Source organism: Phycisphaerales bacterium, from assembly GCA_035627955.1.
Lineage (GTDB): Bacteria > Planctomycetota > Phycisphaerae > Phycisphaerales > UBA1924 > JAEYTB01.
On sequence record DASPKU010000008.1, the window covers coordinates 1 to 23556 of the forward strand.

A 23556-nucleotide genomic window follows, 5' to 3' on the forward strand; every position below is an offset into this window, starting at 1 on the left:
AGGACGCGCTCCCCTTTTTGGGTTCTCAGGTGGATTTCGGACAGCAGATCGTCGACCTGCGCGGAGGCCGGGCGCACGATCACCTGAGGGTCGATGAGGCTGCCCACGCCGCCGCTGGTGTAGAAGGCCTCGTAATCCACACCCTCGAACGAGAAGTTCTCCAGGCCCTCCATCGCGGGGACGCTGGTCGGCTTGCCGCCGAGCATGACGCGGCAGGGCTCGCAGTACTCGTTCACCACGCCGGCGGTGGACCAGGTGATGTTGTACTTGAGCATGTTGGTGGGGAACTGCGGCAGGGCGCCCACGCGCAGCACAAGGTCGTGCACCTCGGTGTAGTCCCGCGCGATGTCGTTGGCGGCGATGGCGATGTAGCCGGGGGCGAGGCCGCACTGGGGCACGAGGGCGACCTTGGCGCGCCCCTCATCGGCGATGGCGCGGACGCGGTCGGTGGTCTCGACGTCCTCGGTCACGTCGAAGTAGTGCACGCCCAGCTCGTTCGCGGCCTCCGCGATGCCGGCGACGAAGTTGAAGGGCAGCATGCAGATCACGTAGTCGTGGCCGGCGAGGGCGGCCCGGACGGCGGCGTTGTCGGAGACATCGACGCGCTTGAGTGCATATTCAACCGGGTGCTGCACCAGGGTCTTGAGGCGCTTGAGGTTCTCCTCGGCGGCGCGGAGGTTGGCCTCGTCGCGGTCGGCGAAGGTGACGCTGTAGTGGCCGCCGCCGGCCCCGAGCAGGAGCTCGCCGACGGACTTGCCGACCTTGCCTGCGCCGAGTACGAGAACCTTCTTCATCAAAAACCTCCGGAGAGAAAGCGCACCCTGAACGAGTGAGCTCGCTCCGGCGCGGGCGTGATGGTAGAAGTCAGTTCGTCAAAGTCGGCCCGCGGGTTGATGGCGGCGGCGCAACGCGTTCTGAATATGCGGCCTGAAACGCGGAGGGGGCCCCGCTAAGGGCCCCCTCGCGACTGGAATCATTCAGTGAAACCGGCGAGGGCGGGCATCACTTCTTGTTGGGGTTGGGGTTCTGCGCCGGGGCGGGCGAGGAGTGGGTGTGGGGCACGGCGGGGTGGTGCGCGCCGGGCTTGCCGCCGTGGGAGTCCTCGTGGAGCTTGGGCTGCTCCTTGCTGACGCGCTTGGAGACGATCTCCATCATCTTGAACTCCTTGCCGTCGGTGTGGGGCCCGTACATCTCGAGCTTCATCTCGTCGGGGGAGATCATGGTGTCGACCTCGCGGAAGGTGACCTCGCCGCGGGTGGGGTGGTTCCACTTCATGGTCCAGGTGAGGGTCTTCTTGTCGGGGGAGGCCTCACCGGTGCCGATCATCATGCCGGTGCCCATGTTGTCGACCCAGACGACCTGGTACTTCTTGGAGACGTTGTCGTAGCCGTAGAGGGCGGCGCCCTCGAACATGCCCATGCCGGGCATGGGACCCTTGAAGTCGCCGTGGATGTAGCGGCCGCCGAGGGTGCTGGCGAAGCGGGCGGTGCTGGTGGTCTCCATCGGGGGGGCGTCGGGGGTCATCCACATCTTGTTCTTGCCCTCCCACGTGCCGACCATGGACTGGAGGTGCTGGTGCTCGGGGCCGGGCTGGGCCGCGATCATGCAGGCTTCCATTTCCTTCATCAGCTCGGGGGTCATGCCGGGGGGCATGGCGCCCTCGGGCATGCCCTCGGGCTGCTTCATGTCGGCGGGCTTCTTGTCGGTGGGCTTGCGGTCGGCGGGCTGCCGGTCGTTGGGCTGAGAGGGGCGGGCGGGCGACGCGGGGGTCGCGGCGGGGGCGCTCGGGCGGCCGGTGTCTTTCTTCTCGGGCTGGGCGTTCACGACCACAGCGCAGGCACCGACAACGGCAAGGACGGCGAGGACCTTCGTCATGACATCTCCTTTGTTCTGGGTATCCCACACACCTCGGTGGGGGAACCACAGTATACAACGAAGCCCGAACATTCCGGGGTTTCGCGGCCTGCGAGGCGTAACTCGGGGGGGCGTCGATGGTTGCGTGGGATGAATTCGGGCACGGGGGCGGATGTCGGTGTCGGGCGTGGACGGACGTTGTCGGTTGAGGCGCAGTTGAAGGCCCGGTCAGTACGCTCCGACCATGAACGCCCCGAAGCAGCTGGTTGTCGTCGCGTGCCTGATCATCCTCATCGGCGGCGGGTGGCTGCTGAGTGGCCTGGGCCTGATGCCGGACGTGAACTGGATCTGGGTGGGCGGGCTGATGCTGGCAGGGCTGCTGACCATCGCGCTGGGCGGGTTCGACAAGCTGACGCTGACGATCGGGCCGTGGCTGATTGTGGCGGGGATCGGGGCGTTTCTGCGCGAGGGCGGGTACGTGAGCAGCAAGGTAGAGATCCCGGCGCTGGTGCTGGCGTTCGGTGTGCTGATGCTGCTGAATCTGGTGCTGCCGGTGCCGGGGCCGCGATGGGCCAAAAACGGGAAGTAAGCGGCTACCCTCAGCCACCTCCCGCGCAGCGCGGGATGGAGACGCACTTACACGAGGTACACCATGCCCAGCGCGATCACGATGAGGTCCGGCCAGCTCCAGGTTCCCAATGACCCTGTCATCCCGTTCATCGAGGGTGACGGCACGGGGCCGGACATCTGGCGGGCGTCGGTGAAGGTGTTCGACGCGGCCGTGGCGAAGGCGTACGGCGGGCAGAAGAAGATCACATGGCAGGAAGTGCTGGCGGGGGAGAAGAGCTTCAACAAGACAGGGAACTGGCTGCCCGATGAGACGCTGACGGCGTTCCGGCAGTACCTCGTCGGAATCAAGGGGCCGCTGACGACGCCGGTGGGCGGGGGCATCCGCTCGCTGAACGTGGCCCTGCGGCAGATGCTGGACCTGTACGTGTGCCTGCGGCCGGTGCGGTGGTTCAAGGGTGTGCCCAGCCCGGTGAAGAAGCCCGAGGACTGCGACATGGTGATCTTCCGTGAGAACACGGAGGACATCTACGCGGGCATCGAGTACGCGGCGGGGACGCCCGAGGCCGCGAAGATGCTGGCGTTCATGCAGCAGAACTTCCCCAAGGACTTCGCCAAGGTGCGGTTCGGCACGCAGCAGCAGAGCGGGGAGTGGCAGAAGCAGCTGGAGGCGATCGGGAGCCCGACGCGGGCGGCCAACGAGCCGCCGCTGGCGACGGTGGATTCGCCCTTCGGGTTCGTGGGCATCGGCATCAAGCCGGTGTCGTACCTGGGGACCGAGCGGCTGGTGCACTCGGCGATCGCGTACGCCCTGAAGAACAAGCGTCGCAACGTGACGCTGGTGCACAAGGGCAACATCATGAAGTTCACCGAGGGCGCGTTCAAGGACTGGGGGTACAAGATCGCGACCTCGTTCTTCCGGGGCCAGGTGGTGACCGAGCGCGAGAGCTGGATCCTGGGGAACAAGGAGGCCAACGCGGGCCTGAGCTCCGAGGCCAACGCGAAGATGATCGACCCGGGCTTCGACATGATGACGCCCGAGCAGCAGAAGAAGGTCGTGGCGGAGGTGGACGGGGCACTGAAGCTGTGGCCCACGCACGGCGAGGGCAAGTGGAAGAAGATGCTGATGATCAAGGACAGCATCGCCGACATCACGCTGCAGCAGGTGCTGACGCGGGCGAAGGACTTCGACGTGATCGCCACGCTGAACCTCAACGGCGACTACCTGAGCGACGCGCTGGCGGCGCAGGTGGGCGGCATCGGCATCGCGCCGGGCGCCAACATCAACTACATCACCGGGCACGCGATCTTCGAGGCGACGCACGGCACGGCCCCGAAGTACGCCAACCTGGACCAGGTCAACCCGGGCTCGGTGATTTTGTCCGGCGAGATGATGCTGCGGTATATGGGCTGGACCGAGGCCGCGGACCTGATCATCAAGGGGATGGACGGGGCGATCAGCGCGAAGACGGTGACGTACGACTTCCACCGGATGATGGAGGGGGCGACGAAGCTGAAGTGCAGCGAGTTCGGGGATGCGGTGATCAAGCACATGTGAACGTGTGCGACGTGATTGGAGTACAGGGGGCGGGCCGCGGGGCCCGCCCTCTTTCAATTACGAGGCCGCAGGTGCGGGATGTGCAGTTCGAGGTACTCGCCGGGCTTCATTCGATCGACTGTTTGCGCGACGAGCGACGTATGGGCCTTGATACGGGGCCACCGAGTGGTCATCAGGACAAGGATTGCGATGCGGCGTGTCTGAATGTTCTGCTGGTACCGCAAGCTCTGGTCGGTCGTGATGAGGAGGTCAAATTCATCCTCAGCGCCCGCGAGGAGTGATCCATTCGTGCGGTTCGACCAACCCATCTCGTCAGCCGTGGCGACTAGGTGACCGACAAGCGCGTGTCGAAGCGGCGCGGGCGTTCCTTGATCGAACAAGATTCGCATGTCGCGTCCCCGCCTGTCTACGCGGCGAGGCTCTTGCTGGCGAAAATAAGGACCGCCTCTACCTGATCTCGCCTGATGCCCGGGAACCACTCGATGAACTCGTCGATCGTGGCGCCTTCCTCCAGGTTCTCGAACAGTGCGCGAACCGGCACGCGGCTGCCCTTGAAGACCCATGCGCCGCTCACCTTTTCGGGAGACCGTTCGACGGCTGGGCATTGACTCCAATCGATCATGCTGGATTCTAGTCACGGCCGCTCACTTGGCGTGCCGGTGGCGAGTGATGAGCCTCGACCGCTACCCTCCCGCATGGAGCCGCACTCGGTCACACCGGCAACGACGCCCGCCACCGCGTCGGCGTACTTCGGGCAGATGGTGGACGCGTACGACTCGCTGATCCGGCGGGCGGTGCCGCGGTATGAGGAGATGATCGAGCGGCTGCTTGAGATCCTGCCTCCGGTGGCGGTGAACGTGCTGGAGCTGGGGTGCGGGACGGGGAGCCTGACCCTGAAGCTGCTGTCGCGGTACAGGTCGGCGAACGTGACCACGGTGGACGCGGCCCCGGAGATGACGCGGGTGACCAGCGAGCGGGCAGGGTACGACCCGCGCCTGGTGGCGGTGACGGCCCGCTTCGAACAGCTGGAGTTTCCGGCTCAGAGCTTCGACCTGATCGCCTCCTCGATGAGCCTGCACCATGTGGTGGATAAGGCGGCGCTGTACCGCTCGTTCGCGGCGTGGCTCAAGCCGGGCGGAGAGCTGTGCTTCGCGGATCAGCTGGCGGGGGCGACTGAACGGGCCAACGAGGCGCACTGGGACCTCTGGTACCGCTTCTGCCGCGAACCGGGGCACTGCACGGAGGAAGAGATCGCAAGCCTGGTGGACCACTCGCACAAGCACGACCACTACGTGCCGCTGCGCGAGCACACCCGCATGCTGGAAGACGCAGGGTTCACCGGCGTGGACCTGCACTGGCGGACGGGGATGTACTCGGTGATGTCGGCGCGGCGTGGGGTGTGAGACGCGGGCGACGCTCAGGTGCGCTCGATGCGGACCTCGTTCGCGAGCACATGCACGCGCAGGTGCGACCACTCGAACGTACGCGGGTCGGTGCTGTGGTCTTTGATGGCACGCAGGGCGCCCTGGAGCACGCGGTGGCTGAGGCGGTCCATGTGCCAGCCGTCGGCGAGATCGCGGGCGGCGGTCCGGAGGAGCTCGCCCAGAATGATGCGGGGCGTGCGGCGCAGGCGGGTGCGGGGCCAGGCGAGGCTGTTCTCCAACCTTGTGGCCTGTTGCAAGAGGCGGCGGGCGTGGGCGCGGATGATGGCCGCGGCTTCGCCCACCAGTTCGGAGGTTACCGCCGCCTTCTGGGACACGAGGGGGGAGAGGCGGCGGAGGTGGGGGAGCACCGTCGCGCGGAGGTCGTTGCGGAGGCGTGAGGTATCGCTGTTGGTCGCGTCGGTGGCCCAATGGTGGCCGGCGAGCGTGCAGAGACGCTCCGCGTCGGCACGCGTGATGGCGAGCATGGGCCGGACAATGGTGACGCCCGTGAGGCGGCGGCGCGCGCGGATAGGGGCAAGGCCCGCGGGGCCGGTGCCGCGGATGAGGCGCATGAGCATGGTTTCGAGGAGGTCGTCCGCGTGGTGAGCGGTGACGAGGTAGGGGCAGGCTTGCTCGGCGGCCAGGCGGGCGAGTTCGTGGTAACGGAGGCGGCGCGACGCGGCCTCGAGGTTGCCGCCCACGCGACGGGCCTGGATGTGGCCTTCGACGAAAGGAATGCCGAGGCGCTGGGCAAGTCCTGCGGCGGTGTCCCGGTCGGCGAGGGCCTCTGCGGGGGAGCGGAAGTCGTGGACGATGTGGGCGGCGACCAGATTGTCGGTCGCCGCGGCGAGGGCGAGGAGCAGGGCGGATGAGTCGCAGCCGCCGGAGACAGCCACCAGCGTGCGGCGGTGGGGGTCGCGAACCTCCCGCCCACCCGTCAAGCGGCGCCAGGAGGCGACAATCGCGGCCCCCGCGGGGTCCTTTCGCAGGGCGGTTTTCACGCTCGCGTCCAGCACGCGCGGATGATACCTTGCACAGGTCCGCACCCAAGCCCATGGAGGGGCCCTATGAGCGTCGGCCACGATGGCACGGTCGAGAACGGCAGCCGCGGGAGCAACGCCGCGGTGAGCCCGAATGTTCCCAGCACCGCCAGCGGCGAGCCGTCCAAGGCTGCGCCGGATGTGCCGGTGAAGAGTGCCGCGGAGGCGGGTGAGTCGGCAGCGGTGGAGGACGTCGGTCCTGTGGCGATCAAAACGGAGCCGGAGCCACAGCAGGTTCAACCGCAGATGACCGAGCCGCAAAAGTCACAACGGCAGAAGGCCGTGCCAACGAACGAGAGCCAGTCGCTTGGGACGATCGCGAGCCGGTCACCGCTGACGACAACTGAGGCGGTCGCGGGCACGGCGATGCTGCTGGGTGTGCTGCTCATCGCGTACTTCCTCAAGTACCGCATGAATCGGAAGCCTGCCCAACGTGCTGCGGCCCAGGGCGGCGCCGGCGCGGAGGACAGGGAGCTACTGGGCGACATCCGCGAGCTCACCGACCGGCTTGCGTCGGAGCTTGATGCAAAGGCTGAGCGTCTAGAGCGTTTGCTGCGGGCCGCCGACGAGCGGATTCGGACCCTGGAGGCCGCGCACAAAGAGACGCGGCTGATCGAGCCCAAGGGCGAAGTGCGGCGGCCCGCCGCGTACGACCAGAGCCACCGCGACGTGTACGACCTGGCCGACCAGGGGCTGAGCGTGATCGAGATCGCGCAGAGGCTCGACCGGCCGACGGGGCAGGTGGAGCTCATCCTGAACCTGCGCAAGGGCACGGTGGCCCTGTGATGAGGGGCCTGTGAACACGCTGGGGCGGGGAGTTGCGGCGTCCGTCGCCGCGTCGGTGGATGCTCCCGAGGAGCTGTATCCGTACCTTGCCGAGCTGTTCAAGGGGATGCCGTCGCTTGGGAGCTCGCCTCGAGTGGTGGCGGGGCTGCTGAAAACACATGGGGTGACCGCTCGGTCGCGGGTGCTGGACCTCGCATGCGGGAAGGGCGCGGCTTCACTGGCCGTCGCGGGGGCGATTGGCTGCCGCGTGCTTGGGGTGGACGGGTACCTGCCCTTTATCGAGGCTGCACGGAGCAGCGCCCGGCGGCGTGGGCTGTACTCGCTCACGACATACGAGCACGCGGCCCTGGAGCGGTGGGAGCCGGCGCGGCGGTACGACGTTGCCATGATGCTGGGGCTGTGGCCGCTGAGCACGGCCGCGAGGTCGCTGCGGATGTGCGTACGAGCGGGCGGGCTGTACGTGATCGATGACGTGTTCTTCGATCCAGAGGGTGGGCCGTCGCCGAAGGGGCACAGGCGACCGCCCACTCTGAAGCGGGCGAACGCGGTGATCACGCGCCTCGGCGACCGGGTTGAGGAGGTGCGGGTGTTTACGGCGCGCGAAGTCGCGGCTGTCAATGGGCGGCTGTTCGCACGCCTAAAGGTCAACGCGGCGGCGCTCGCCCGCTTGCACCCGCGGCTCCGGGCCGTTCTCCGCGAGTACATCGAGCGGCAGATGCACGCAAACGCGCTCCTGAGCACGAGTTTTAGGCCGGCCATCTGGGTCGTCCGGCGATCGCGATGCGGGTGACATCGAGGCTGAAAGTGATGGTGGGGCGGTCTATAGTTTTCAAAGTTTTCTGAAAACACCCATGACGACAACCCTGCCTAAGCCGGTCCGCCCAAGCAAGCCCAACCACGATGGCCGCTTGGACCCCCTACGGGCCAAGCTGGAGGCGGGGGAGCGGCTGACCCTTGAGGACGGCGAGCTGCTGTACGCAACGCCGGACATCTGGTCGGTGCTGGAAATGGCCGACGGCGTGCGGCGGCGGCTGCACGGTGTTAACGCGTACTACAACATCAACCGCCACCTGAACTACTCGAACGTGTGCGCCCTGTCGTGCAAGTTCTGCGAGTTCTACGCCAAGCAGGGGGACGAGAAGGCGTACACGCGCGACCTTGAGTACGTCCGCGAGCAGGCCCGCAAGGCGGTGGAGAGCGGGGCGACGGAGATCCACTCGGTCGGCGGACTGCACCCGTACCTGCCGTTCAGCTATTACACGGACATGGTCGCGGCCATCCGCGAGGAAGCGCGGAAGCTCGGGAGCGATCTGCACGTCAAGGCGTTCACGGCCGTGGAGATCGTGCACCTGGCGAAGATCGCGAAGGTGTACAAGCAGAGCGACCGGCGCGCGGGCATCCGCTGGGTGCTGGAGAAGCTGAAGGAGGCGGGGCTGGGCTCGCTGCCTGGCGGCGGGGCCGAGGTCTTCGACGATCGGGTGCACGACGAGGCGTTCAAGGGCAAGATCCGGAGCGACGTGTGGCTGGATGTGCACACGATCGCTCACGAGCTGGGACTCAACACCAACGCCACGATGCTGTACGGCCACATCGAGGACCGGCGAGAGCGGCTGGTGCACATGGACATGCTGCGGAAGGCGCAGGATGTGGCGCTGGCGCGGCTCGAGTACGCCAGCGATGCCACTGGCGCGATCACGCTGACCCGCCCCGGCACGCCGCTCCCGGAGCACGTGGCATTCGGGGGCCGGACCCTCGCTGGCGCGTCGGGCTCGTCAGGACAGACGTTCGGTTACTTCCAGACCATCATCCCGCTGCCGTTCTTCCCTGATGGCTGCGAGCTCGAGCACCTGCCCGGGCCGAGCGGGCTGGAGAACTACCGGACGCTGGCGGTGGCCCGCCTGATGCTGGACAACTTTCCGCACGTGAAGGCGTTCTGGATCATGCAGACGCTGCCGATGGCGCAGGTGATGCTCCAGAGCGGGGCCGACGACATCGACGGCACGGTGGTGTGGTACGACATCACCAAGGTCGGCGGCGCGAGCACGCACCAGGAGGTGGACGTATGGGCCCTGCAGAAGGCCATCCGCGAGGCGGGGTTCACGCCGGTTGAGCGGGACACGCTGTACCGGCGCGTGGTGCGCGACGGGAAGGCGTGGCGGGTGGCGTGAGCACGGAGTAACGAGCGGACGAGCCCCGAGCGTCAGCGAGCGGGTTCAGGTTACGCTGTGCTCATGCCGGTGCTCGCGTACTTCATTACGTTCCACACCTATGGCAGTTGGCTGCACGGGCGGGACAGAGGTTCCGTCGACCGTGACCACAACAGGCCAGGCACGCCCATGCTGCCGCCTGATGCTCTACGAGAGGCGGCAGAGTTTGCGGAACTGAAGCACCCTCCGATCGAGCTGTGCGCCGAGCGCAGATACGTGGTTCATCACACAATCGAAGAGGTCTGTGCGTATCGGAAGTGGATCCTGAAGGTTCACCATGTCCGGTCCACGCACGTTCATGTCGTCGTGTCCGCTGGAACCACTCCGGAGCGTGTGATGAACGACCTGAAGGGCTACTCGACCAGACGGATGCGTGAAGTGGGCGTGTACGCCATGGACATCTCGCCATGGTCATACCACGGCAGTACACGGTACATTGATTCGGAAGAATCTCTCGTGCGGGCAATCAAGTACGTGCGGGACGAGCAAGGGAGCCCGCTTGAGATGGCGCGGCCACTGGGTTGGGATGCCGCCAAAAGCAGAAGAACCCCGGGCTGAGTGCTCGGGGTTCACGACCGCAACACCCCTCGCTTACGCTCGGGGCTCGTTCGCTTACTTCTTCGCCGCGCCCTTCTTCTCGAAGTAGTTGCCGGCGTACTTGCGCTGGAACTTCTCGACGCGGCCCGCGGCGTCAACGAAGGTCTGCTTGCCGGTGAAGAACGGGTGCGAGCCCGACCACACTTCGACGTGCATCTCGGGCACGGTGGCGCCGACGGTCATGACGACCTGGCCGTTGTGGTAGACCTTGCAGTTGGGGTAGTACTTGGGGTGGATGTCGGTCTTCATGGCAAGCCTTTCCGGATCGGGCGGGAAGCATAGGCCCCGACCGACGAAAAAGCCCGCCGTGCGGCGGGCCTTTGAGGTGAACTCCCCGACTAGGACTCGAACCTAGAACCTAGCGGTTAACAGCCGCTCGCTCTACCATTGAGCTATCGGGGAATCCAGGGGCTGACCCGTTCCCGGGGCGGCCTGAACCCGCTCTTGCGGGGGCAGAACACTATCAGACTCCGGTCATCGGTCAAGTTGGGCGGGGACTTGATTGCGGGGTCCCTCTGGCGGGGGGTATCACGCCCCGAATGAGGCTGCGGCGGAGCGCAGGGCCGCCTGGTCGGCCGCGGGGACCTTCGCGAGGACGCCGAGAGCGGTAAGGGTGTCGAGGATCGAGCGGGCCTCGACCGCCGCGTATACCGCGTTGGCGTCCACGATCTTCTTGCCCATGATCGCTTCGAGCTGCGCCTGCGTGTAGGTGGGCTTGGCCGCGGCGGTGGACTTGGTGCCGTACTGGTTCAGGTTGCTGGCGAAGATGCCCGCGGCGGAGACGGGGAGGAAGTCCTCGTAGCGGAGGGCGTGGGCGCGGGCGTGGCCTTCGCGAACGAGCTGCTGGAGGTCGGTGGTCGCGAGCGTGCCCTTGGCGGCGAGGCCTTTAGGGGTCGGCTCGTAGCGGGCGTGGATGAGGCCTTGCGCGAGGAGGGCGTCGACGGTCTTTGGGAACGCGGCGAAGTGACTGGCGTACGCGGCCTCGTAGGCGGCGAAGTCCTTCTTCGCGGCGGCCACGGAGCAGGCGGGGTCGGCCTCGGCGGCGGCGAGGCACTGGTCGTAAAGGGCACGGCCTTTCGTCGTGGTGGCGTAGCCGCGCTGCTCAATCTCGCCGAAACGAGCGGTGTGCGTGGTCTCGGTGGTGGTCCCGTCGGGGTTCATGAAGGTCACGGCTTCGGTGAGTGCCTTGTACGCGTCCTGGCGGAGGAGGACGGGGGTGTCCTGGCTGGGGCCCTCTGTCGAGTCTTTGAAACCGGCGTGTTTGAGCTTGGTGAGGTCGAGGTCGGGACGGCGGAGCTGTTTGACGGTGGTGTCGACGATGCTGGTGATGGCCGCGTGGGGCAGCGGGGCGGGCTTGAGCGCGTCAAGCTCCTGCTGCGACAGGTGCTTGAACGTGAGGTGCATGTACTCGCGGTCGGCCTGGTGGGAGAGGCGGGTGAGGGCGGTGGTCGCACGGGAGCGGAAGGTCGCCTCGTCCATCTCGCCCATGCACAGTTTCATGGCGCTGGTGTACAGGTCCATGCAGAAGGTGTTGGGGGTGAGGTGGTTGAGGTGGTGGCGTTCGAAGCAGCAGATATCCGCGGCGATCTTGAAGCCGGCGTCACAAAGGTCCTTGTAGAGCTGGTGGTCGCGGGCGCGGGCCGTCCACTTGAAGATCCGCTGCGTGCCCTCGGCGACCAAGGCGTCGCCGTCGGTCGACGAGAGCCCGCCCTGCTGCTCGGACTTCTGGATCAACTCCTTGGCACGGTCGGAGAAGACTTGGCGAGTGGCCAGCAGGGCTTCGATCCGGGCGCGGGTGGCAGGGTCGAAGTAATCGGTCATGAGCAGCGACGTGAACACGCGGTGCTCGGGGTTGAGAACGGAGCGGAACGCGGTGGCGATAATGGGCTGGCTCTTGCCGCCCACGTTGGTCATGTCGTAGAAGTTGTGCGGCTCCATCGCGAAGCAGGCGAAGAAGCGCGCGATCCAGCGGTACTCGTCGGGGCGGCCGATGCGGATGGCCCCGTGGCGCTCGCCACTGGTCTTCTCGAGCTGCTGCGGCGTGATGGAGAACGAGTGGTAGATCTGCGAAAGCAGCGAGCACACGGCCGTGTTGGTCACCGTGTTCACCGCGAGCGACTTGTCGTACAGCGGGACCTCGCGTCCGAACATCGCGGAGAGCTCCGCGAACAGCCGGTTCTGCATCTCGACCTTGTCGGCGAGGTTCGTAAGAGCCGTGGCCGGTGTTGCGAGCGTGGTCATGCGGGATCGTAGGGGTGGAGGTCCAGGGGGCCCAAAAAGCAAACGCCCGCGGGGCATGCCCACGGGCGTTGTACGGTGTGGCCGACGACGCGTCGTTAGTGGCGGTGGCCCCAGTGGCCGTGCCCGCCGTGATGACGGTGCCCGCGGTGATGGTGATGCCCGCGGTGGTGGTGATGCCCGTAGTGTCGGTGGTGATGACGGGGCGACACGTACACGCGCTCGCGGTACACGCGCCGAGGGGCGCAGTGGCCTCGCGAGTAGTAGCCATCGTGGTAGCCCCCGGCGCGGACCTCGATGGACACGCCGCCGCGGGGGCCCGCCATCGCCGGGGCGGCGGTGAAGACGCCGGCCGAGAGCAGGGCGGCCGCGGCCAGGAACTTGGTGCTGAGGAGACCGAACATATGAACCTCCTTGTTCGCGCTGTGCCCGGACAGCGGGCCGGCGCTCGAGAGGCTGAACGACGGTGTGGCCGCGGTGATTGCGGGTCGAGGTGGCGGGTGATTTGCCTAGTGCGGCGGGCCGGGGGTGCCCTTGGGCAACTGCTTGAGCCAATGCGCTCGCGGGCGAAGAACCACCGAGATGAGGACATCTCGGTGGGACGTCGACCCCAAAAACGACAACGCCCGGGGCTGGCCCGGGCGTGTCATCTGAATGGGCAGTCCCGGACTTGAACCGGGGACACCCGCATTTTCAATGCGGTGCTCTACCAACTGAGCTAACTGCCCGCAGCCGGCTTTGTGGGCCGGGGAGCAAGCGTAGGGCGGCAGGGGGATGGGTCAAGTCGCCGGGTGTGGGGGGTGGGAGGGGACCGTGCCGATAGGATGCGGCATGGGCATGATGCCGGACTCGAGCGAGCCGCTGCTGCGGGTGACGGACCTGTGCGTGCACTTCCCGGTGCGCTCGGGCGTGCTGGCGCGCCGGACGGGGGTGGTGAAGGCGGTGGACGGGGTTTCGTTCGAGATTGGCCCGGGCGAGACGCTGGGATTAGTGGGGGAGTCGGGGTCGGGGAAGACGACGGTTGGGCGGGCCGTGCTGCGGCTGATGGAGCCCACGTCGGGCTTGATCGTGTTCGACGGTGTGGACGTTACCCGGGCGAGTGCGGGGGAACTGCGGCGGCTGCGGCGGCACATGCAGATCGTGTTTCAGGACCCGGCGAGCAGCCTCAACCCGCGGATGAGCGTGGGCGAGATCGTGGGCGAGCCGCTGGTCGTGCACGGCCTGGCAGGTGATTCGCGCACGCTGGCGGCGCGCGTCGGCGAGTTGCTGGAGCGGTGCGGGCTCCCGGCCGCGGCGGCGACGCGGTACCCGCACGAGTTCAGCGGCGGTCAGCGTCAGCGGGTGGGCATCGCGCGGGCGCTGGCGCTGCGGCCCAAGTTCATCGTGTGCGACGAGCCGACCAGTGCGCTCGACGTGTCGGTGCAGGCGCAGATCATCAACCTGCTGATGGACCTGCAGAAGGAGATGGGGCTCAGCTACCTGTTCATCAGCCACGACATGAACGTGGTGCAGCACGTGTGCTCGCGGATCGCGGTGATGCACAAGGGGCGGATCGTGGAGGTGGGGACGCGTGAGCGGGTGCTGGAGGCACCCGAGCACGAGTACACGCGGGGGCTGCTGCGGGCGGTGCCGCGGGCGGAGGTGGAGTGAAGCGCACAACCTCTAGCAGCTGCCGCCGCCCAGGACGCGGAAGAACGCCTCAATGTCCTGGTCGGTGCCGTAGTCTCCGTCGGCGTTGAAGTCTGAGCCGCGCGGGTGACAAAGAGGGCAGCAGGTGCCGCCGAGGCATGCGAAAAAGGCCTCGATGTCCTGGTCCGTCCCGGCATCTCCATCACCGTTGAAGTCAGCAGTCGGGGTGAGGACGTACCGTGCTTCCACATAATGAGTGACTGGCCATTCCCCCGTCCAATCGGAGTACTGACCTCGAACGAGTGCACCTCCATCGGACGTTTCGAACACGCCCTGGACGTACTCGACTCCAGTCCCCGGCACCGCAGCCCAACCCGCAGGAGACCAGAGGGCCAAGTTGTTGGCTGGAACTCCGCCGGCCGAATGGAACCATCCAGAGACGACCACGGTCTGATCGCGGAGGAGCGCCGCGGAGGATGCAATGGAGTCCAGGCCCGCACCCAAGGGCACCCAAGATGTACCGTTGAAGCGCGCCACGTTGTTGACGACCACTCCGCCCGCGTTCTGGAAGTGGCCAACCGCAACCAGGTCGCCGGAGGCGAGTTCTACAAGATCGAAGACAGCCGGATCACTGCCGTGCATCCCAAGCAGTGCTGCGCCGGTGGCGCCCTGGTCCAGGCGTGTCCAGGCGTTCCCTGACAGGCGTTCAACCTGGCAGGTGAACCGATTCTCCACCCACCTGAAGTTGGCGGCGACAACGTCGCCGTTCGCGAGCGTCTTCAGCAGCGAGGGTGCGTTTGTGAGTGCCGGCGAGGCGGAGACGGACTGCCATGTCTCACCGTCCCACGTCGCAATAAAGGGACCTGATGCGGGGCCGACGTTGTTGAAGCGTCCACCGGCATACAGAAGGCCGGAGGACACCGTGAGCGTCGTGACCGCGTTATTCATTCCAGGCCCGATCGCTTCCCAGTTCTCGCCGTCCCACGCTGCAATGTAGGGAATCGACTGCGTACTTGACGCCGTGAACTCGCCGCCGACGATGAGCCTGCCGTCCGGGCCCACCACCATGCATCGGATCGTCTGGTTGAGCGGCGGCGTCAGCAGAGTCCAGGTGCCGCCCGAAGAGACCGCGATGCCATACGCGGCCATGTTGAACTCATCGACCCCAAACCGCCCTGCCGCGTAGAGAGCGGCTGGCCGCAGGCCGCTGCCGTCTGGGTCCCACGTGACCGCGGCGACCACCTGCTCCTCACCGGTTGATGAAACCAGCCAGCCTGATTGGCATTGCGCGTGGAGGACGCTGGCGCATCCTGCGAGTGCCGCTGCGGTGCTCAAGACAACTCGTTGCATGGTTACCACTCCAGCAGGGTGGCGCGAGTCTAGCAGTTCCGAGGCTTTGCGTGCAGGATTCTCAGGGTGGGGGCGGAAAAGAAGCGACCCCGGCAGGGGTTGCCGGGGCCGCTGGTGCGTGCCAGGTTGTCGTGAGTGGCCTGCCGATCAGTGCGCCATCGCAAGCTGCTCGCTCGTCAGCATCGCGATGTTCGACTCCAGCCATTCGGCCATGCGCTCCTCCTCGTGCAGGATCTCCTCGCAGACGCGGGCGGTCTGCTCGTCCCCGATAGCGCGGGCGGCCGTGATCAGCGACTTGTAGCAGGCGATCTCGAAGTGCTCCGCGGCCACATCCTGCAGGCAGTCCTTGAGCAGCTCGTCCTTCGTGGCGCCGTGGAGGTTGCCCATAAGGCCGGCAAGCTTGCCCATGATGTTCTTGCCGGCGCTGGGCGACTCGCCGTGGCGCTCGATGCACTCGCGGATGAGCTCGGCGTGCCGGCGGGTCTCCTGCGCGTGCTGGCGCAGGCGGGCCTCGACGTCGGGGTGGCGCTTGGCGTCCTTGCAATGGTTGTCGAGGTTGTTCGCGAGGGTGGTCTCCATCGCGTACGCGTCCTTGAGCCATGCAACAACAAGGTCTTCGCTGGTCATGACGGAACCTCCTGTTCTTGAGGTGTCTCCCGCTCCTGCGGAGATGGCGCACGCCCTGGGTTGAGCACGACCTTCATGCAGCCGTCGTGCTTGTGCAGGAACATGTCGTAGGCCTTTGGCCCCTCCTCCAGCGACATGTGGTGGGTGATCACGAAGCTCGGGTCGATCTTGCCGTCGATGATGAGCTGCAGCAGGTCGGGCAGGTAGCGCTGCACGTGCGTCTGCCCGCCCTTGAGCGTCAGCCCCTTGCCGAACGCGGCCCCATACGGGAACTTGTCGATCAGCCCCGAGTAGACGCCCGGCACCGACAGCGTGCCACCCTTGCGGCAGCAGTGGATCATCTGCCGCAGCACGTGCGGGCGGTCGCTCTCGAGCATCAGCGACTGCTTGACCTTGTCGTACACGCCCATGGCGCCGAAGCCGTGGGCCTCCATGCCCACGGCGTCGATGCAAGCATCGGGACCGCGCCCGCCGGTCATGTCGCGGAGGGCTTCGTACACGTCGACGTCATCGAGGTGCAATGGCTCGGCCCCGCTGTTGGCAGCGGCCAGCATGAGACGGTCGTGCACGCGGTCGATGGCGATCACGCGCTCGGCCCCCTGCAGGAAGGCGGAGCGGATGGCGAACTGGCCGACGGGGCCGCAGCCCCAGACCGCGACCGTGTCGCCGCGCTGGATGTGGCAGTTCTCCGCGGCCATCCACCCTGTCGGGAAGATGTCGGTCAGGAACAGCACTTGCTCGTCGGAGAGGCCGCTGGGAATCTTCAGCGGCCCGATGTCGGCCATCGGGACGCGCACGTACTCGGCCTGCCCGCCGGCGTACCCGCCGAACATGTGCGAGTAGCCGAAAAGCCCCGCGGTGCTGAAGCCGTAGAGCTTTTCGACCCAATCGGCGTGCGGGTTGGTGTTGTCGCAGAGCGAGAACATCGCCCGCTTGCAGTAGTAGCACGCGCCGCAGGAAATGCAGAAGGGGACGACGACGCGGTCGCCCTCCTTGAGCGTCTGCACGCCGGGGCCGACCTCGACGACTTCGCCCATGAACTCGTGGCCGAGGATGTCGCCGGCCATCATCGTGGGGATGAAGCCGTCGTAGAGGTGCAGGTCGCTGCCGCAGATGGTGGTGGAGGTGACGCGGATGATGGCGTCGCGCGGGTTGAGGATCTTGGGGTCGGGGACTTCCTCAACCCGCATGTCCTTGGGGCCGTTCCAACAAAGGGCCTTCACTCGCCGCCCCCTTCCTCAGAGCTGTCCCCCGCGTGCCCGACGGGCTCCTGGTTCTGCTTGCGGGTGCGGGCGGGCCCGGACTGGCTGTCGCCCTTGTTCTGCTCCTGGTCCTCGCTGCGGGCGAAGCGGGCGCCCTGGTTGGGCTTGTGCTGGTCGGTGTTGCCCATCATGCGGGTAGCGTTCTCGACCATGGAGGTCTGCACGCGCCCGCGCTTGCCCTCGCCGCGTGGCTGCCCCTCGGTGGTGGGCACTTCGCCTGTCTCGATGATCTGGCGGAGGCGGCGGAGGTCATCGCGGACCTGCGCGCCGGGTGTCTTGCCGAAGGCTTTGGCGATCGCCAGGCCGAGCTTGCCGGCGGGCGGGAGGTACTCGAGCACAACGCGGACCTCGGTGCCGCGCCCGGCGGGGGCCTCGCGGAACTGAACGGTCCCAGTGTTGTCAACCTCCGCGCCTGGCAGGGACTTCCACGAGATAAGGCGGCCCTCTTCCTCGTTGATGATCTCGGCGTCCCACTCCACGTCCTTGCCCGCGGGCCCCTCGACGACCCAGTGCGAACGCTTCTCGTCGAGCACCTCGACCGACTTCACGTGCTTCATGAACTGGGCGAGGTTGGTGAAGTCGCGCCAGAAGGCGTACACCTGCGCGGCCGGGGCCTGCACGGTAACCGCCTCCTCAACGTGGATGCCGTGATTGAAGTAGTCGGCGGGCTTGGCCTCGCGCCCCTGGCCGAAGCCCGACTGGCCGAAGCCCAACTGGCCGAAGCCAAGCTTGGGCAGACGACCCTCCTGCACCATCTGCTTGACCTGGCAGTGTCCGGTGACGCCGCGCTTCACGAGTGCAGCCCCTGCGAGCGCGATGAGCACCCCCGAGACGCCGCCCCGGCGCAGGCCCTTGAGGGCGAGCCAGCCCCCGCCGATGGCGGAGAGGGCACGCTCGGCGTGGCCGACGTTCTGCTGGGCGTGGTCGGACTGTTGATCGGAATCTTCAGACGGATTGAAGTTGAGCTCCGCGGCTCTCATGCTCATCCCCTTGGGCGCGTTGTTTCCCCCACGCCACAGTGCATAGGTACGGGAGGGGTGGGGGCGGACGGCTGAAACGGGGGTAAAAGGGTGCGCCAGGCGGCGCGTGGGCGGCGCAGACGGGCTTGCCCTATGGCCCCAGCTTGGGGATAGTGTCGCCCCTATGAAGAACCAGCTGAAGCGGATGTTGGCGGGTGTGGCGGCTCTGAGTGTCGGTGCGTCGGCGCTGCTGCTGACAGCGTGCGCGGGCTCGAACCGGCCGGCGGTGCGCCCGGTGACGCGCATCACCACGCCGGGCGACGCGGGCATCCTGCTGGACGGGGATACCGCAGACTGGCCTTCGGACGTAGTGATCACGGCCGACCCGAACTATCTGTACCTGCGGTTCTCGCCCGGGCAGGCGTACACCCTCCAGGCGGCGAACGTCACGACGTCGATCCTCCTGGACGTCGATGCCGACAAGGGCACGGGCGAGGGCAGCTCTCTTGCCCCCTTCGACCAGATGGGTGTGGACCTCGAACTTGAGTTCTCGCCGCGCCAGGGCGCGGCCATCAAGAACGGCGTGTACGCGCACACGGTGGATTCGCAGGGCCGCCGCACGCCCATCCAAATCCAGGACCTCGACCTGACCTGCACGCCCACCTACGCGGCAACGTGGTACGAGCTGCGGATCTCCCGCACGCCGGAGAACGCCGGGCTGCTGCCGCGCGGCGGGCTGCTGTCGAGTGGGCGGGTGACAGGCGTGTTCGCGACGCGTGACGGCAACGGCAAGGTCACCGGTTACTCCGACCCGTTCAGCGCTGATGTGGGACCGGCGAGCGCAGGGACGGTGCTGGGGCGGGCCGACCTGCCCGGCAAGCCCGCGGGCGCGGTGCGGGTTATGGCGTACAACGTCGAGAAGAGCGGCCCGCTGAGCCAGCCGGAGGTGTTCCGGCGGGTCTTCGCGGCTGTGCGGCCCGATGTCGTCCTCATCAGCGAGTGGGAGCAGGGCGACGCCGAGAGCGTGCAGGGCTGGTTCGCCGCGATGGTGGGGGAGGGCTCCTGGAACGTGGTGAAGGCCCCCGGTGACAACGCTTCGGGCGGGGGTGTGGCGGTGGTGTCCCGCTGGCCGCTCACGCCCTTGCTGAAGAACTCCGTGACCCGCCCGGGCAGTGACGGCAACGGCACACGCCCGGTCCGCTTCATCGGCGCGACGATCGTGACGCCGATGGGCGATGTGGTCGCGGCGGCCACGCACCTCAAGTGCTGCGGCACCATGGACAGTTCAGAGGACCGCACGCGCCTGGCCGAAGCGAAGGCCATCAACGCGGCGGTCGGCGCGGCGCTGGCTGAGCTCCCGGCGACGACGCTGCGGGTGATCGGCGGGGACTTCAACCTGGTGGGCTCGCGTCCGCCGCTGGACCTGCTGCGTGCAGGGCTGGATTCGGATGGGAGCGACCTGTCGGTAGCGATGCCGGTCGTGCTGGGCGACCGCACGGTCACAACGTGGCGCGACCCCAAGAGCGGCTTCGGTCCCGGGCGGCTGGACTACCTGCTCTTCAGCGACGCCAACGCTGAGGTTGCGAACGCGTTCGTGCTCGACACCTGGAGGCTCAGTGATGAGTCGTTGGCGCGGATCGGGCTGGACCGCACCGACACCGAGGTGAGCGATCACCTGCCGGTCATCGTCGATCTCATGCCGCGTCGATGAAGACGTTCCTGCTGATATTCGCGGCCCTGTTCACGTGCGCTGGCCTGGCTGCTCTTCTGGGCGGTGTGTTCAACTGGTACTGCGTGATCTACAGCCGCAGGAATATCGGCCTGCTGCCCGACCTCGGCGAGCAGGGTGTCCGCGTCCTAAATATCGTGGGCGGCGCACTCGTGGTGGCACTGGTCGCGTGGCTCACAATCAGGTATCTGCTGCCGATGCCCTGAAAGATCAGGAGCGACGCCGGCGGCGGCTGGCGATCAACGCCGCCCCGACCGCGGCCAGCGAGACCGTGCCCGGCGCCGGGATCGGGCTGAAGCGGAAGTCATCGAGGATCGCGTGGACCTTCGTCACGGTCACGCTCGCGATGGGCGTGCTCGTGGTGATGCCCATGAAGCCGTAGTCGGCCGTGGTGTTGGGGATCGAGATCGTGTTGTCGATGAACATCGATCCCCAGGTGGCGGTCTCGAGCACATTGCCCTGCGCATCGCGGGCAACGAACACGGGTCCCGTCGGGTCGGCGATTCGGTTGTTGACCACGAAGAACCCGAGGGCCTGCACGGGCACGCTGAAGGTGACCGTAAAGGAGTTGGTCAGCGACGAGGGGATGGAGACATTGGGCGAACCGCCGAGCGTCTGCGCGGCATCGAAGGCCGCGTTGCCGTCGTTCACCCAGTACACGGGCTCGGAGCCCTTGCCGGCAAACGTCACACCCAGGGGGGAGTAGGCATTCGCGGGCATGGTGAGCCGCTGACCCTGAAGCAGCGTGATCGGGTTGCCCAGCACGTCCGTCTCGAAGTTGATGAGGGTGGTCGGGTAGGGAGTGAAGAAACTCGCGTCGGTGATGAGGGCCGCGTTGGCGGTGGCCGCGCTGAGCAGGCCTGCGGCGGCAACGAGCATCGTGCGGGCGTTGAACGAAGAACGCATCTCGATCCCTCCTGATCTTGAACTAAGCCGTCCATGGCGGCGGGGCTGAGACCCGGCCTGCACTCAACTCTGACCCAGATCAGTGGGGATGCCAGTAATCGCCGTCGGAAGTGGGGGTGCAACCACCGGCGCAGGCGGTACAACCGTCGCCCGTGTAAGGGGATAGCCAATGGGGGGTTGGGGCGTGAGCAGGGGAGGGAGCAGCGTCGCCATCGCGCCGATGGGAAACCCGTGCGGCGGGCGAGGAGGGCTCGGTGGGTGCTTTGCCCAGTGCCAAAGCCGCGGGCGCACCCAATGAAAAACGCGAACCTCAGCAAGAGATTCGCGTCAGGAATCGCCCGGTTCCGCGCTACTGGGGAGCGGAGCTCACTCCCGCGGCGTGCTCAGCGTGCTCGTTGTGTCGACGTTGGTGAAGGTGCTGCTTGTATCAACCTTGGCGGCTGCGAGGATGACGTCGTTGACGTACACAGCTCGCCCCAGCGAGTCGCCGGCGGCCAGGCTCAGGACGCGGTCGTTAGGGCCGACCATGCCCATGCTGGCCCGGTTGTTACGCCCGGAGGAGCAGCCACCCAGAACGACGGTCAGGACAGCGGCGGTGCAAAGGATCGTGCGACGGTTCATTCACAGCTCCGTTTCGCCGCCCGAGGGGGCGGCCAGGGTGGGCATCGACCAAAGTCCACGACGACTGAAGTCATGCGAAACAAAACCCTGGAGGGCGCAGGAACTGCGGCCGCGCAAAACGGAGAGGGGTGTTATCCACCGCAGTGTTCCCCCAACTTTTCATCATCGCCAACGGCGGTACCATGGATTGCCGATAACTCTCGGCGTTGGTGGTGGTTCCAGAAACTGAGGAAAGACAGGATGGCTCAGTCATTGGCGAGCAGGACGCCGGTTTGTGCACAGCGGCGGGCGGTGAGGATGGCTTGGGCGCTGGTCGCGGGCGCTGGGCTGGCAGTCAGCGTGTGCCCCGTGGCGATGGCGCAGGAGGAGGCTCCGCCCGCTCCGGCCGCTGCACCCTCAACCGTGCAGAGTCACCGCGTCACCGGGATCGTCATCCAGTACGTGACGCAGAACCCGCAGAACCCGCCTGCGGAGTCGCTGCTCGACGCAGCGTTCGAGGGCGTGCTCACGCCCGACGGCTGGTCGGCGCCGGCCCCGCAGGAACGCACCGAGCGTTTACGCCTGAGCGATATCCCCAACCTGCGCGAGCAGCGGTTCACCGACACCGGCCTGACCCTGCTCGCACCGGCGGTGGTGACGCTGCTCAAAAACCGCGGCCTGGGCGGCGTGTACGTGATGCCCGACCCCGCGCAGTTCCGGGTTGAAGAGGGGCGCGTTGTTGACCTGCGGCCCGAGGGGGAGACCACCGTCACGCTGCTGGTCACCCTCGGCACGATCACCGAGATGCACACCGTGGGCATCGGTGAGCGGCTGCCCAAGGACCAGACCATCGACCACCCGCTGCACGCGCGCGTGCTCGAGCGCTCGCCGGTGGTGGCGGGCGATCTGGTCTACCAGGAGACCATCGACGACTACCTCTACCTGCTCAAGCGTCGGCCCGGCCGGCGGGCGGACGTGGCGCTGTCGGCCCCCGGCGATGAGCCCGGGGCCGTGCGGCTGGATTACGTGGTGACGGAGAACCGCCCGTGGCTGCTGTTCGCGCAGATCGCGAATACCGGCACGGAATCCACCAGCCGACTGCGCGAGCGTTTCGGCTTCATCCACAACGACCTCAGTAACCACGACGACATCCTTGACATCCAGTACAGCACCGCAAACTTTGCGGACACGCACCAGGTGCAGGCCTCGTACGACCGCCCCTTCCCGGGCACCGACCGCTGGCGCTGGCGAGTGGACGGCTCGTGGTACCAGTACACCGCGTCCGACGTCGGCCTGCCTGGCCTGGACTTCAAGGGCGAGGGCTACACCGTCGGCGGCTCCATTTCCTGGAACTTCTACCAGAACGGCCCCACGTTCCTGGACCTCGTCGGCGGCGTGCACTGGAAGCACGTCGAGGTCGAGAACGAACTCGCGGCCATCGAGGGCGAGGACGACTTCTTCGTCCCCTCTATCGCCCTGGTGCTGGAGCGAAATACCGAGGCCGTGCAGACCAACGGCGTCGTTTCGCTGGAGGGCAACATCAGCGGCGTCGCCGGCACGAGCGAGAACCTTGATCCTCTGGGACGCTCCGACGCGGACGAGGATTACTACGTCCTCCGCGGCTCGATCAACCACGACTTCTACCTCGAGCCCTACTTCGACCCTTACGCAGAGAGCACCGGCGGGCTCGCGCACCAGATCCACCTTGGGGCCACGGCTCAGTACGCCTTCGACAACCGCCTCATCCCCAACGAGCAGCAGCCCGTCGGCGGCCTGTACACCGTCCGCGGCTACCCCGAGAGCGCCACGGCCGGCGATTCAGTGCTCATCGGCACCGCCGAGTACCGCTACCACCTGCCGCGGAACCTGAGCCCTGAACCCGTGGCGGGCACGTTCTTCGGCCAGCCGCACCGCTGGCGCCCCCAGTACCAGTACGGCCCGACCGACTGGGACCTCGTTTTCAAGGCGTTCATTGACGCCGCCCACGTCGAGAACACCGATCGGTTTTCGTTCGAGGCTGATAACAACCTGCTGGGCGCCGGTATCGGCGTGGACCTCGCGCTCACCCGCCGCTTCAACCTGCGGGTGGACTGGGGCTTCGCGCTCCTGGACCTGGAAAACGGTGACGGCTCCGTTGACGTTGATGCCGGTCATAACGAGCTCTCCTTCGTTCTGACGCTGATCTACTGACCAGCGGGTGGCGTATCGGGATTCCGGGGTGAC

General features: G+C 66.9%; 25 protein-coding genes and 2 tRNA genes. 11 read left to right on the forward strand and 16 right to left on the reverse strand.

The features are described from left to right. Together VD997_07695 and VD997_07700 are read right to left on the reverse strand one after the other, a co-directional pair. The coding region (locus VD997_07695; GenBank protein HYE61866.1) for a saccharopine dehydrogenase NADP-binding domain-containing protein at nt 1-794 on the reverse strand (794 nt) is incomplete at its 3' end. A 208-nt stretch (nt 795-1002) separates the two neighbouring features. Then, entirely contained in the window at nt 1003-1875 is an 873-nt protein-coding gene (locus VD997_07700; GenBank protein HYE61867.1) for a DUF1579 domain-containing protein, read from the reverse strand. Nucleotides 1876-2098: 223 nt separating this feature from the next. On the opposite strand from VD997_07700, the gene VD997_07705 reads away from it, so the two are divergent. Both VD997_07705 and icd read left to right on the forward strand, forming a co-directional pair. Next, nucleotides 2099-2443 (forward strand): hypothetical protein, encoded by a 345-nt coding sequence (locus VD997_07705; protein ID HYE61868.1) that lies wholly within the window; start codon nt 2099-2101, stop codon nt 2441-2443. A 63-nt stretch (nt 2444-2506) separates the two neighbouring features. Next, nucleotides 2507-3979, forward strand: a complete 1473-nt coding sequence (gene icd / locus VD997_07710; GenBank protein HYE61869.1) for an isocitrate dehydrogenase (NADP(+)) — start codon at nt 2507-2509, stop codon at nt 3977-3979. 53 nt (nt 3980-4032) lie between these two features. On the opposite strand, the gene VD997_07715 is transcribed toward icd, so the two are convergent. Together VD997_07715 and VD997_07720 are read right to left on the reverse strand one after the other, a co-directional pair. Continuing rightward, nucleotides 4033-4287 (reverse strand): hypothetical protein, encoded by a 255-nt coding sequence (locus VD997_07715; GenBank protein ID HYE61870.1) that lies wholly within the window; start codon nt 4285-4287, stop codon nt 4033-4035. A gap of 98 nt (nt 4288-4385) precedes the next feature. Next, nucleotides 4386-4601, reverse strand: coding sequence for a DUF433 domain-containing protein (locus VD997_07720; GenBank protein ID HYE61871.1), 216 nt, complete (start codon nt 4599-4601; stop codon nt 4386-4388). 73 nt (nt 4602-4674) lie between these two features. On the opposite strand from VD997_07720, the gene VD997_07725 reads away from it, so the two are divergent. Continuing rightward, nucleotides 4675-5382, forward strand: coding sequence for a class I SAM-dependent methyltransferase (locus VD997_07725; GenBank protein HYE61872.1), 708 nt, complete (start codon nt 4675-4677; stop codon nt 5380-5382). A gap of 14 nt (nt 5383-5396) precedes the next feature. On the opposite strand, the gene tilS is transcribed toward VD997_07725, so the two are convergent. Beyond that, on the reverse strand, nt 5397-6419 hold the full coding sequence (gene tilS / locus VD997_07730) for a tRNA lysidine(34) synthetase TilS (protein ID HYE61873.1): 1023 nt from the start codon (nt 6417-6419) through the stop codon (nt 5397-5399). Between the two features lie 51 nt (nt 6420-6470). On the opposite strand from tilS, the gene VD997_07735 reads away from it, so the two are divergent. From VD997_07735 to VD997_07750, 4 genes are all read left to right on the forward strand, one after another. Continuing rightward, nucleotides 6471-7229 carry a hypothetical protein gene (locus VD997_07735; GenBank protein ID HYE61874.1) on the forward strand — a complete coding sequence of 253 codons (759 nt, stop codon included), beginning with the start codon at nt 6471-6473 and terminating at the stop codon, nt 7227-7229. A gap of 10 nt (nt 7230-7239) precedes the next feature. Continuing rightward, nucleotides 7240-8019, forward strand: coding sequence for a class I SAM-dependent methyltransferase (locus tag VD997_07740; protein ID HYE61875.1), 780 nt, complete (start codon nt 7240-7242; stop codon nt 8017-8019). 118 nt (nt 8020-8137) lie between these two features. Further along, on the forward strand, nt 8138-9397 hold the full coding sequence (locus tag VD997_07745) for a radical SAM protein (protein ID HYE61876.1): 1260 nt from the start codon (nt 8138-8140) through the stop codon (nt 9395-9397). Nucleotides 9398-9460: 63 nt separating this feature from the next. Then, nucleotides 9461-9994, forward strand: a complete 534-nt coding sequence (locus tag VD997_07750; protein HYE61877.1) for a transposase — start codon at nt 9461-9463, stop codon at nt 9992-9994. Between the two features lie 54 nt (nt 9995-10048). On the opposite strand, the gene rpmE is transcribed toward VD997_07750, so the two are convergent. From rpmE to VD997_07775, 5 genes are all read right to left on the reverse strand, one after another. Then, complete coding sequence (gene rpmE / locus VD997_07755) at nt 10049-10282, reverse strand: 50S ribosomal protein L31 (GenBank protein ID HYE61878.1); 234 nt, start codon at nt 10280-10282, stop codon at nt 10049-10051. Nucleotides 10283-10363: 81 nt separating this feature from the next. Beyond that, nucleotides 10364-10435: transfer RNA gene (locus VD997_07760), tRNA-Asn, on the reverse strand. Nucleotides 10436-10561: 126 nt separating this feature from the next. Continuing rightward, complete coding sequence (locus VD997_07765; GenBank protein HYE61879.1) at nt 10562-12274, reverse strand: DUF1338 family protein; 1713 nt, start codon at nt 12272-12274, stop codon at nt 10562-10564. 95 nt (nt 12275-12369) lie between these two features. After that, on the reverse strand, nt 12370-12675 hold the full coding sequence (locus VD997_07770; GenBank protein ID HYE61880.1) for a hypothetical protein: 306 nt from the start codon (nt 12673-12675) through the stop codon (nt 12370-12372). Between the two features lie 251 nt (nt 12676-12926). Continuing rightward, nucleotides 12927-12999, reverse strand: a tRNA-Phe gene (locus VD997_07775). Between the two features lie 103 nt (nt 13000-13102). On the opposite strand from VD997_07775, the gene VD997_07780 reads away from it, so the two are divergent. Further along, the gene (locus tag VD997_07780; GenBank protein HYE61881.1) at nt 13103-13921 is read left to right on the forward strand and encodes an ATP-binding cassette domain-containing protein; all 819 of its coding nucleotides are present in this window, start codon (nt 13103-13105) and stop codon (nt 13919-13921) included. Nucleotides 13922-13933: 12 nt separating this feature from the next. Here VD997_07780 and VD997_07785 read toward each other — a convergent pair whose 3' ends face one another. From VD997_07785 to VD997_07800, 4 genes are all read right to left on the reverse strand, one after another. Beyond that, nucleotides 13934-15142, reverse strand: a complete 1209-nt coding sequence (locus VD997_07785; GenBank protein ID HYE61882.1) for a hypothetical protein — start codon at nt 15140-15142, stop codon at nt 13934-13936. Nucleotides 15143-15397: 255 nt separating this feature from the next. Then, nucleotides 15398-15877 carry a ferritin-like domain-containing protein gene (locus tag VD997_07790; protein ID HYE61883.1) on the reverse strand — a complete coding sequence of 160 codons (480 nt, stop codon included), beginning with the start codon at nt 15875-15877 and terminating at the stop codon, nt 15398-15400. Then, nucleotides 15874-17100, reverse strand: a complete 1227-nt coding sequence (locus VD997_07795) for a zinc-dependent alcohol dehydrogenase (protein ID HYE61884.1) — start codon at nt 17098-17100, stop codon at nt 15874-15876. The genes VD997_07790 and VD997_07795 overlap by 4 nt, the downstream gene beginning before the upstream one ends. Continuing rightward, complete coding sequence (locus tag VD997_07800; protein ID HYE61885.1) at nt 17097-18119, reverse strand: SRPBCC family protein; 1023 nt, start codon at nt 18117-18119, stop codon at nt 17097-17099. Before VD997_07800 ends, VD997_07795 begins: the two co-directional genes overlap by 4 nt. 163 nt (nt 18120-18282) lie before the next feature. Between VD997_07800 and VD997_07805 the strand changes: the two genes are divergently transcribed. Then, nucleotides 18283-19809: an endonuclease/exonuclease/phosphatase family protein gene (locus VD997_07805; protein ID HYE61886.1), complete on the forward strand. Its 1527-nt coding sequence runs from the start codon at nt 18283-18285 to the stop codon at nt 19807-19809. Then, entirely contained in the window at nt 19806-20033 is a 228-nt protein-coding gene (locus tag VD997_07810; protein HYE61887.1) for a hypothetical protein, read from the forward strand. The genes VD997_07805 and VD997_07810 overlap by 4 nt, the downstream gene beginning before the upstream one ends. 4 nt (nt 20034-20037) lie before the next feature. On the opposite strand, the gene VD997_07815 is transcribed toward VD997_07810, so the two are convergent. After that, entirely contained in the window at nt 20038-20733 is a 696-nt protein-coding gene (locus tag VD997_07815) for a hypothetical protein (GenBank protein HYE61888.1), read from the reverse strand. Nucleotides 20734-21099: 366 nt separating this feature from the next. Then, nucleotides 21100-21354 carry a hypothetical protein gene (locus VD997_07820; protein ID HYE61889.1) on the reverse strand — a complete coding sequence of 85 codons (255 nt, stop codon included), beginning with the start codon at nt 21352-21354 and terminating at the stop codon, nt 21100-21102. 240 nt (nt 21355-21594) lie between these two features. Here VD997_07820 and VD997_07825 point away from each other — a divergent pair, with 240 nt between their 5' ends. Then, nucleotides 21595-23523: a ShlB/FhaC/HecB family hemolysin secretion/activation protein gene (locus VD997_07825; protein HYE61890.1), complete on the forward strand. Its 1929-nt coding sequence runs from the start codon at nt 21595-21597 to the stop codon at nt 23521-23523. The last annotated feature ends 33 nt before the right edge of the window (nt 23524-23556 follow it).

What these genes read in the sequence shown, in the direction of transcription:
- VD997_07780 (HYE61881.1), top strand. Translation starts at nt 13,103, where the DNA reads ATGGGCATGATGCCGGACTCGAGCGAGCCGCTGCTGCGGGTGACGGAC.
- VD997_07820 (HYE61889.1), bottom strand. Translation starts at nt 21,354, where the DNA reads ATGAACCGTCGCACGATCCTTTGCACCGCCGCTGTCCTGACCGTCGTT.
- rpmE (HYE61878.1), bottom strand. Translation starts at nt 10,282, where the DNA reads ATGAAGACCGACATCCACCCCAAGTACTACCCCAACTGCAAGGTCTAC.
- VD997_07825 (HYE61890.1), top strand. Translation starts at nt 21,595, where the DNA reads ATGGCTCAGTCATTGGCGAGCAGGACGCCGGTTTGTGCACAGCGGCGG.
- VD997_07805 (HYE61886.1), top strand. Translation starts at nt 18,283, where the DNA reads ATGAAGAACCAGCTGAAGCGGATGTTGGCGGGTGTGGCGGCTCTGAGT.
- VD997_07735 (HYE61874.1), top strand. Translation starts at nt 6,471, where the DNA reads ATGAGCGTCGGCCACGATGGCACGGTCGAGAACGGCAGCCGCGGGAGC.
- VD997_07765 (HYE61879.1), bottom strand. Translation starts at nt 12,274, where the DNA reads ATGACCACGCTCGCAACACCGGCCACGGCTCTTACGAACCTCGCCGAC.
- VD997_07705 (HYE61868.1), top strand. Translation starts at nt 2,099, where the DNA reads ATGAACGCCCCGAAGCAGCTGGTTGTCGTCGCGTGCCTGATCATCCTC.
- VD997_07700 (HYE61867.1), bottom strand. Translation starts at nt 1,875, where the DNA reads ATGACGAAGGTCCTCGCCGTCCTTGCCGTTGTCGGTGCCTGCGCTGTG.
- VD997_07770 (HYE61880.1), bottom strand. Translation starts at nt 12,675, where the DNA reads ATGTTCGGTCTCCTCAGCACCAAGTTCCTGGCCGCGGCCGCCCTGCTC.
- VD997_07810 (HYE61887.1), top strand. Translation starts at nt 19,806, where the DNA reads ATGAAGACGTTCCTGCTGATATTCGCGGCCCTGTTCACGTGCGCTGGC.
- VD997_07790 (HYE61883.1), bottom strand. Translation starts at nt 15,877, where the DNA reads ATGACCAGCGAAGACCTTGTTGTTGCATGGCTCAAGGACGCGTACGCG.
- VD997_07725 (HYE61872.1), top strand. Translation starts at nt 4,675, where the DNA reads ATGGAGCCGCACTCGGTCACACCGGCAACGACGCCCGCCACCGCGTCG.
- VD997_07800 (HYE61885.1), bottom strand. Translation starts at nt 18,119, where the DNA reads ATGAGAGCCGCGGAGCTCAACTTCAATCCGTCTGAAGATTCCGATCAA.
- VD997_07715 (HYE61870.1), bottom strand. Translation starts at nt 4,287, where the DNA reads ATGGGTTGGTCGAACCGCACGAATGGATCACTCCTCGCGGGCGCTGAG.
- VD997_07815 (HYE61888.1), bottom strand. Translation starts at nt 20,733, where the DNA reads ATGCGTTCTTCGTTCAACGCCCGCACGATGCTCGTTGCCGCCGCAGGC.
- VD997_07750 (HYE61877.1), top strand. Translation starts at nt 9,461, where the DNA reads ATGCCGGTGCTCGCGTACTTCATTACGTTCCACACCTATGGCAGTTGG.
- VD997_07720 (HYE61871.1), bottom strand. Translation starts at nt 4,601, where the DNA reads ATGATCGATTGGAGTCAATGCCCAGCCGTCGAACGGTCTCCCGAAAAG.
- icd (HYE61869.1), top strand. Translation starts at nt 2,507, where the DNA reads ATGCCCAGCGCGATCACGATGAGGTCCGGCCAGCTCCAGGTTCCCAAT.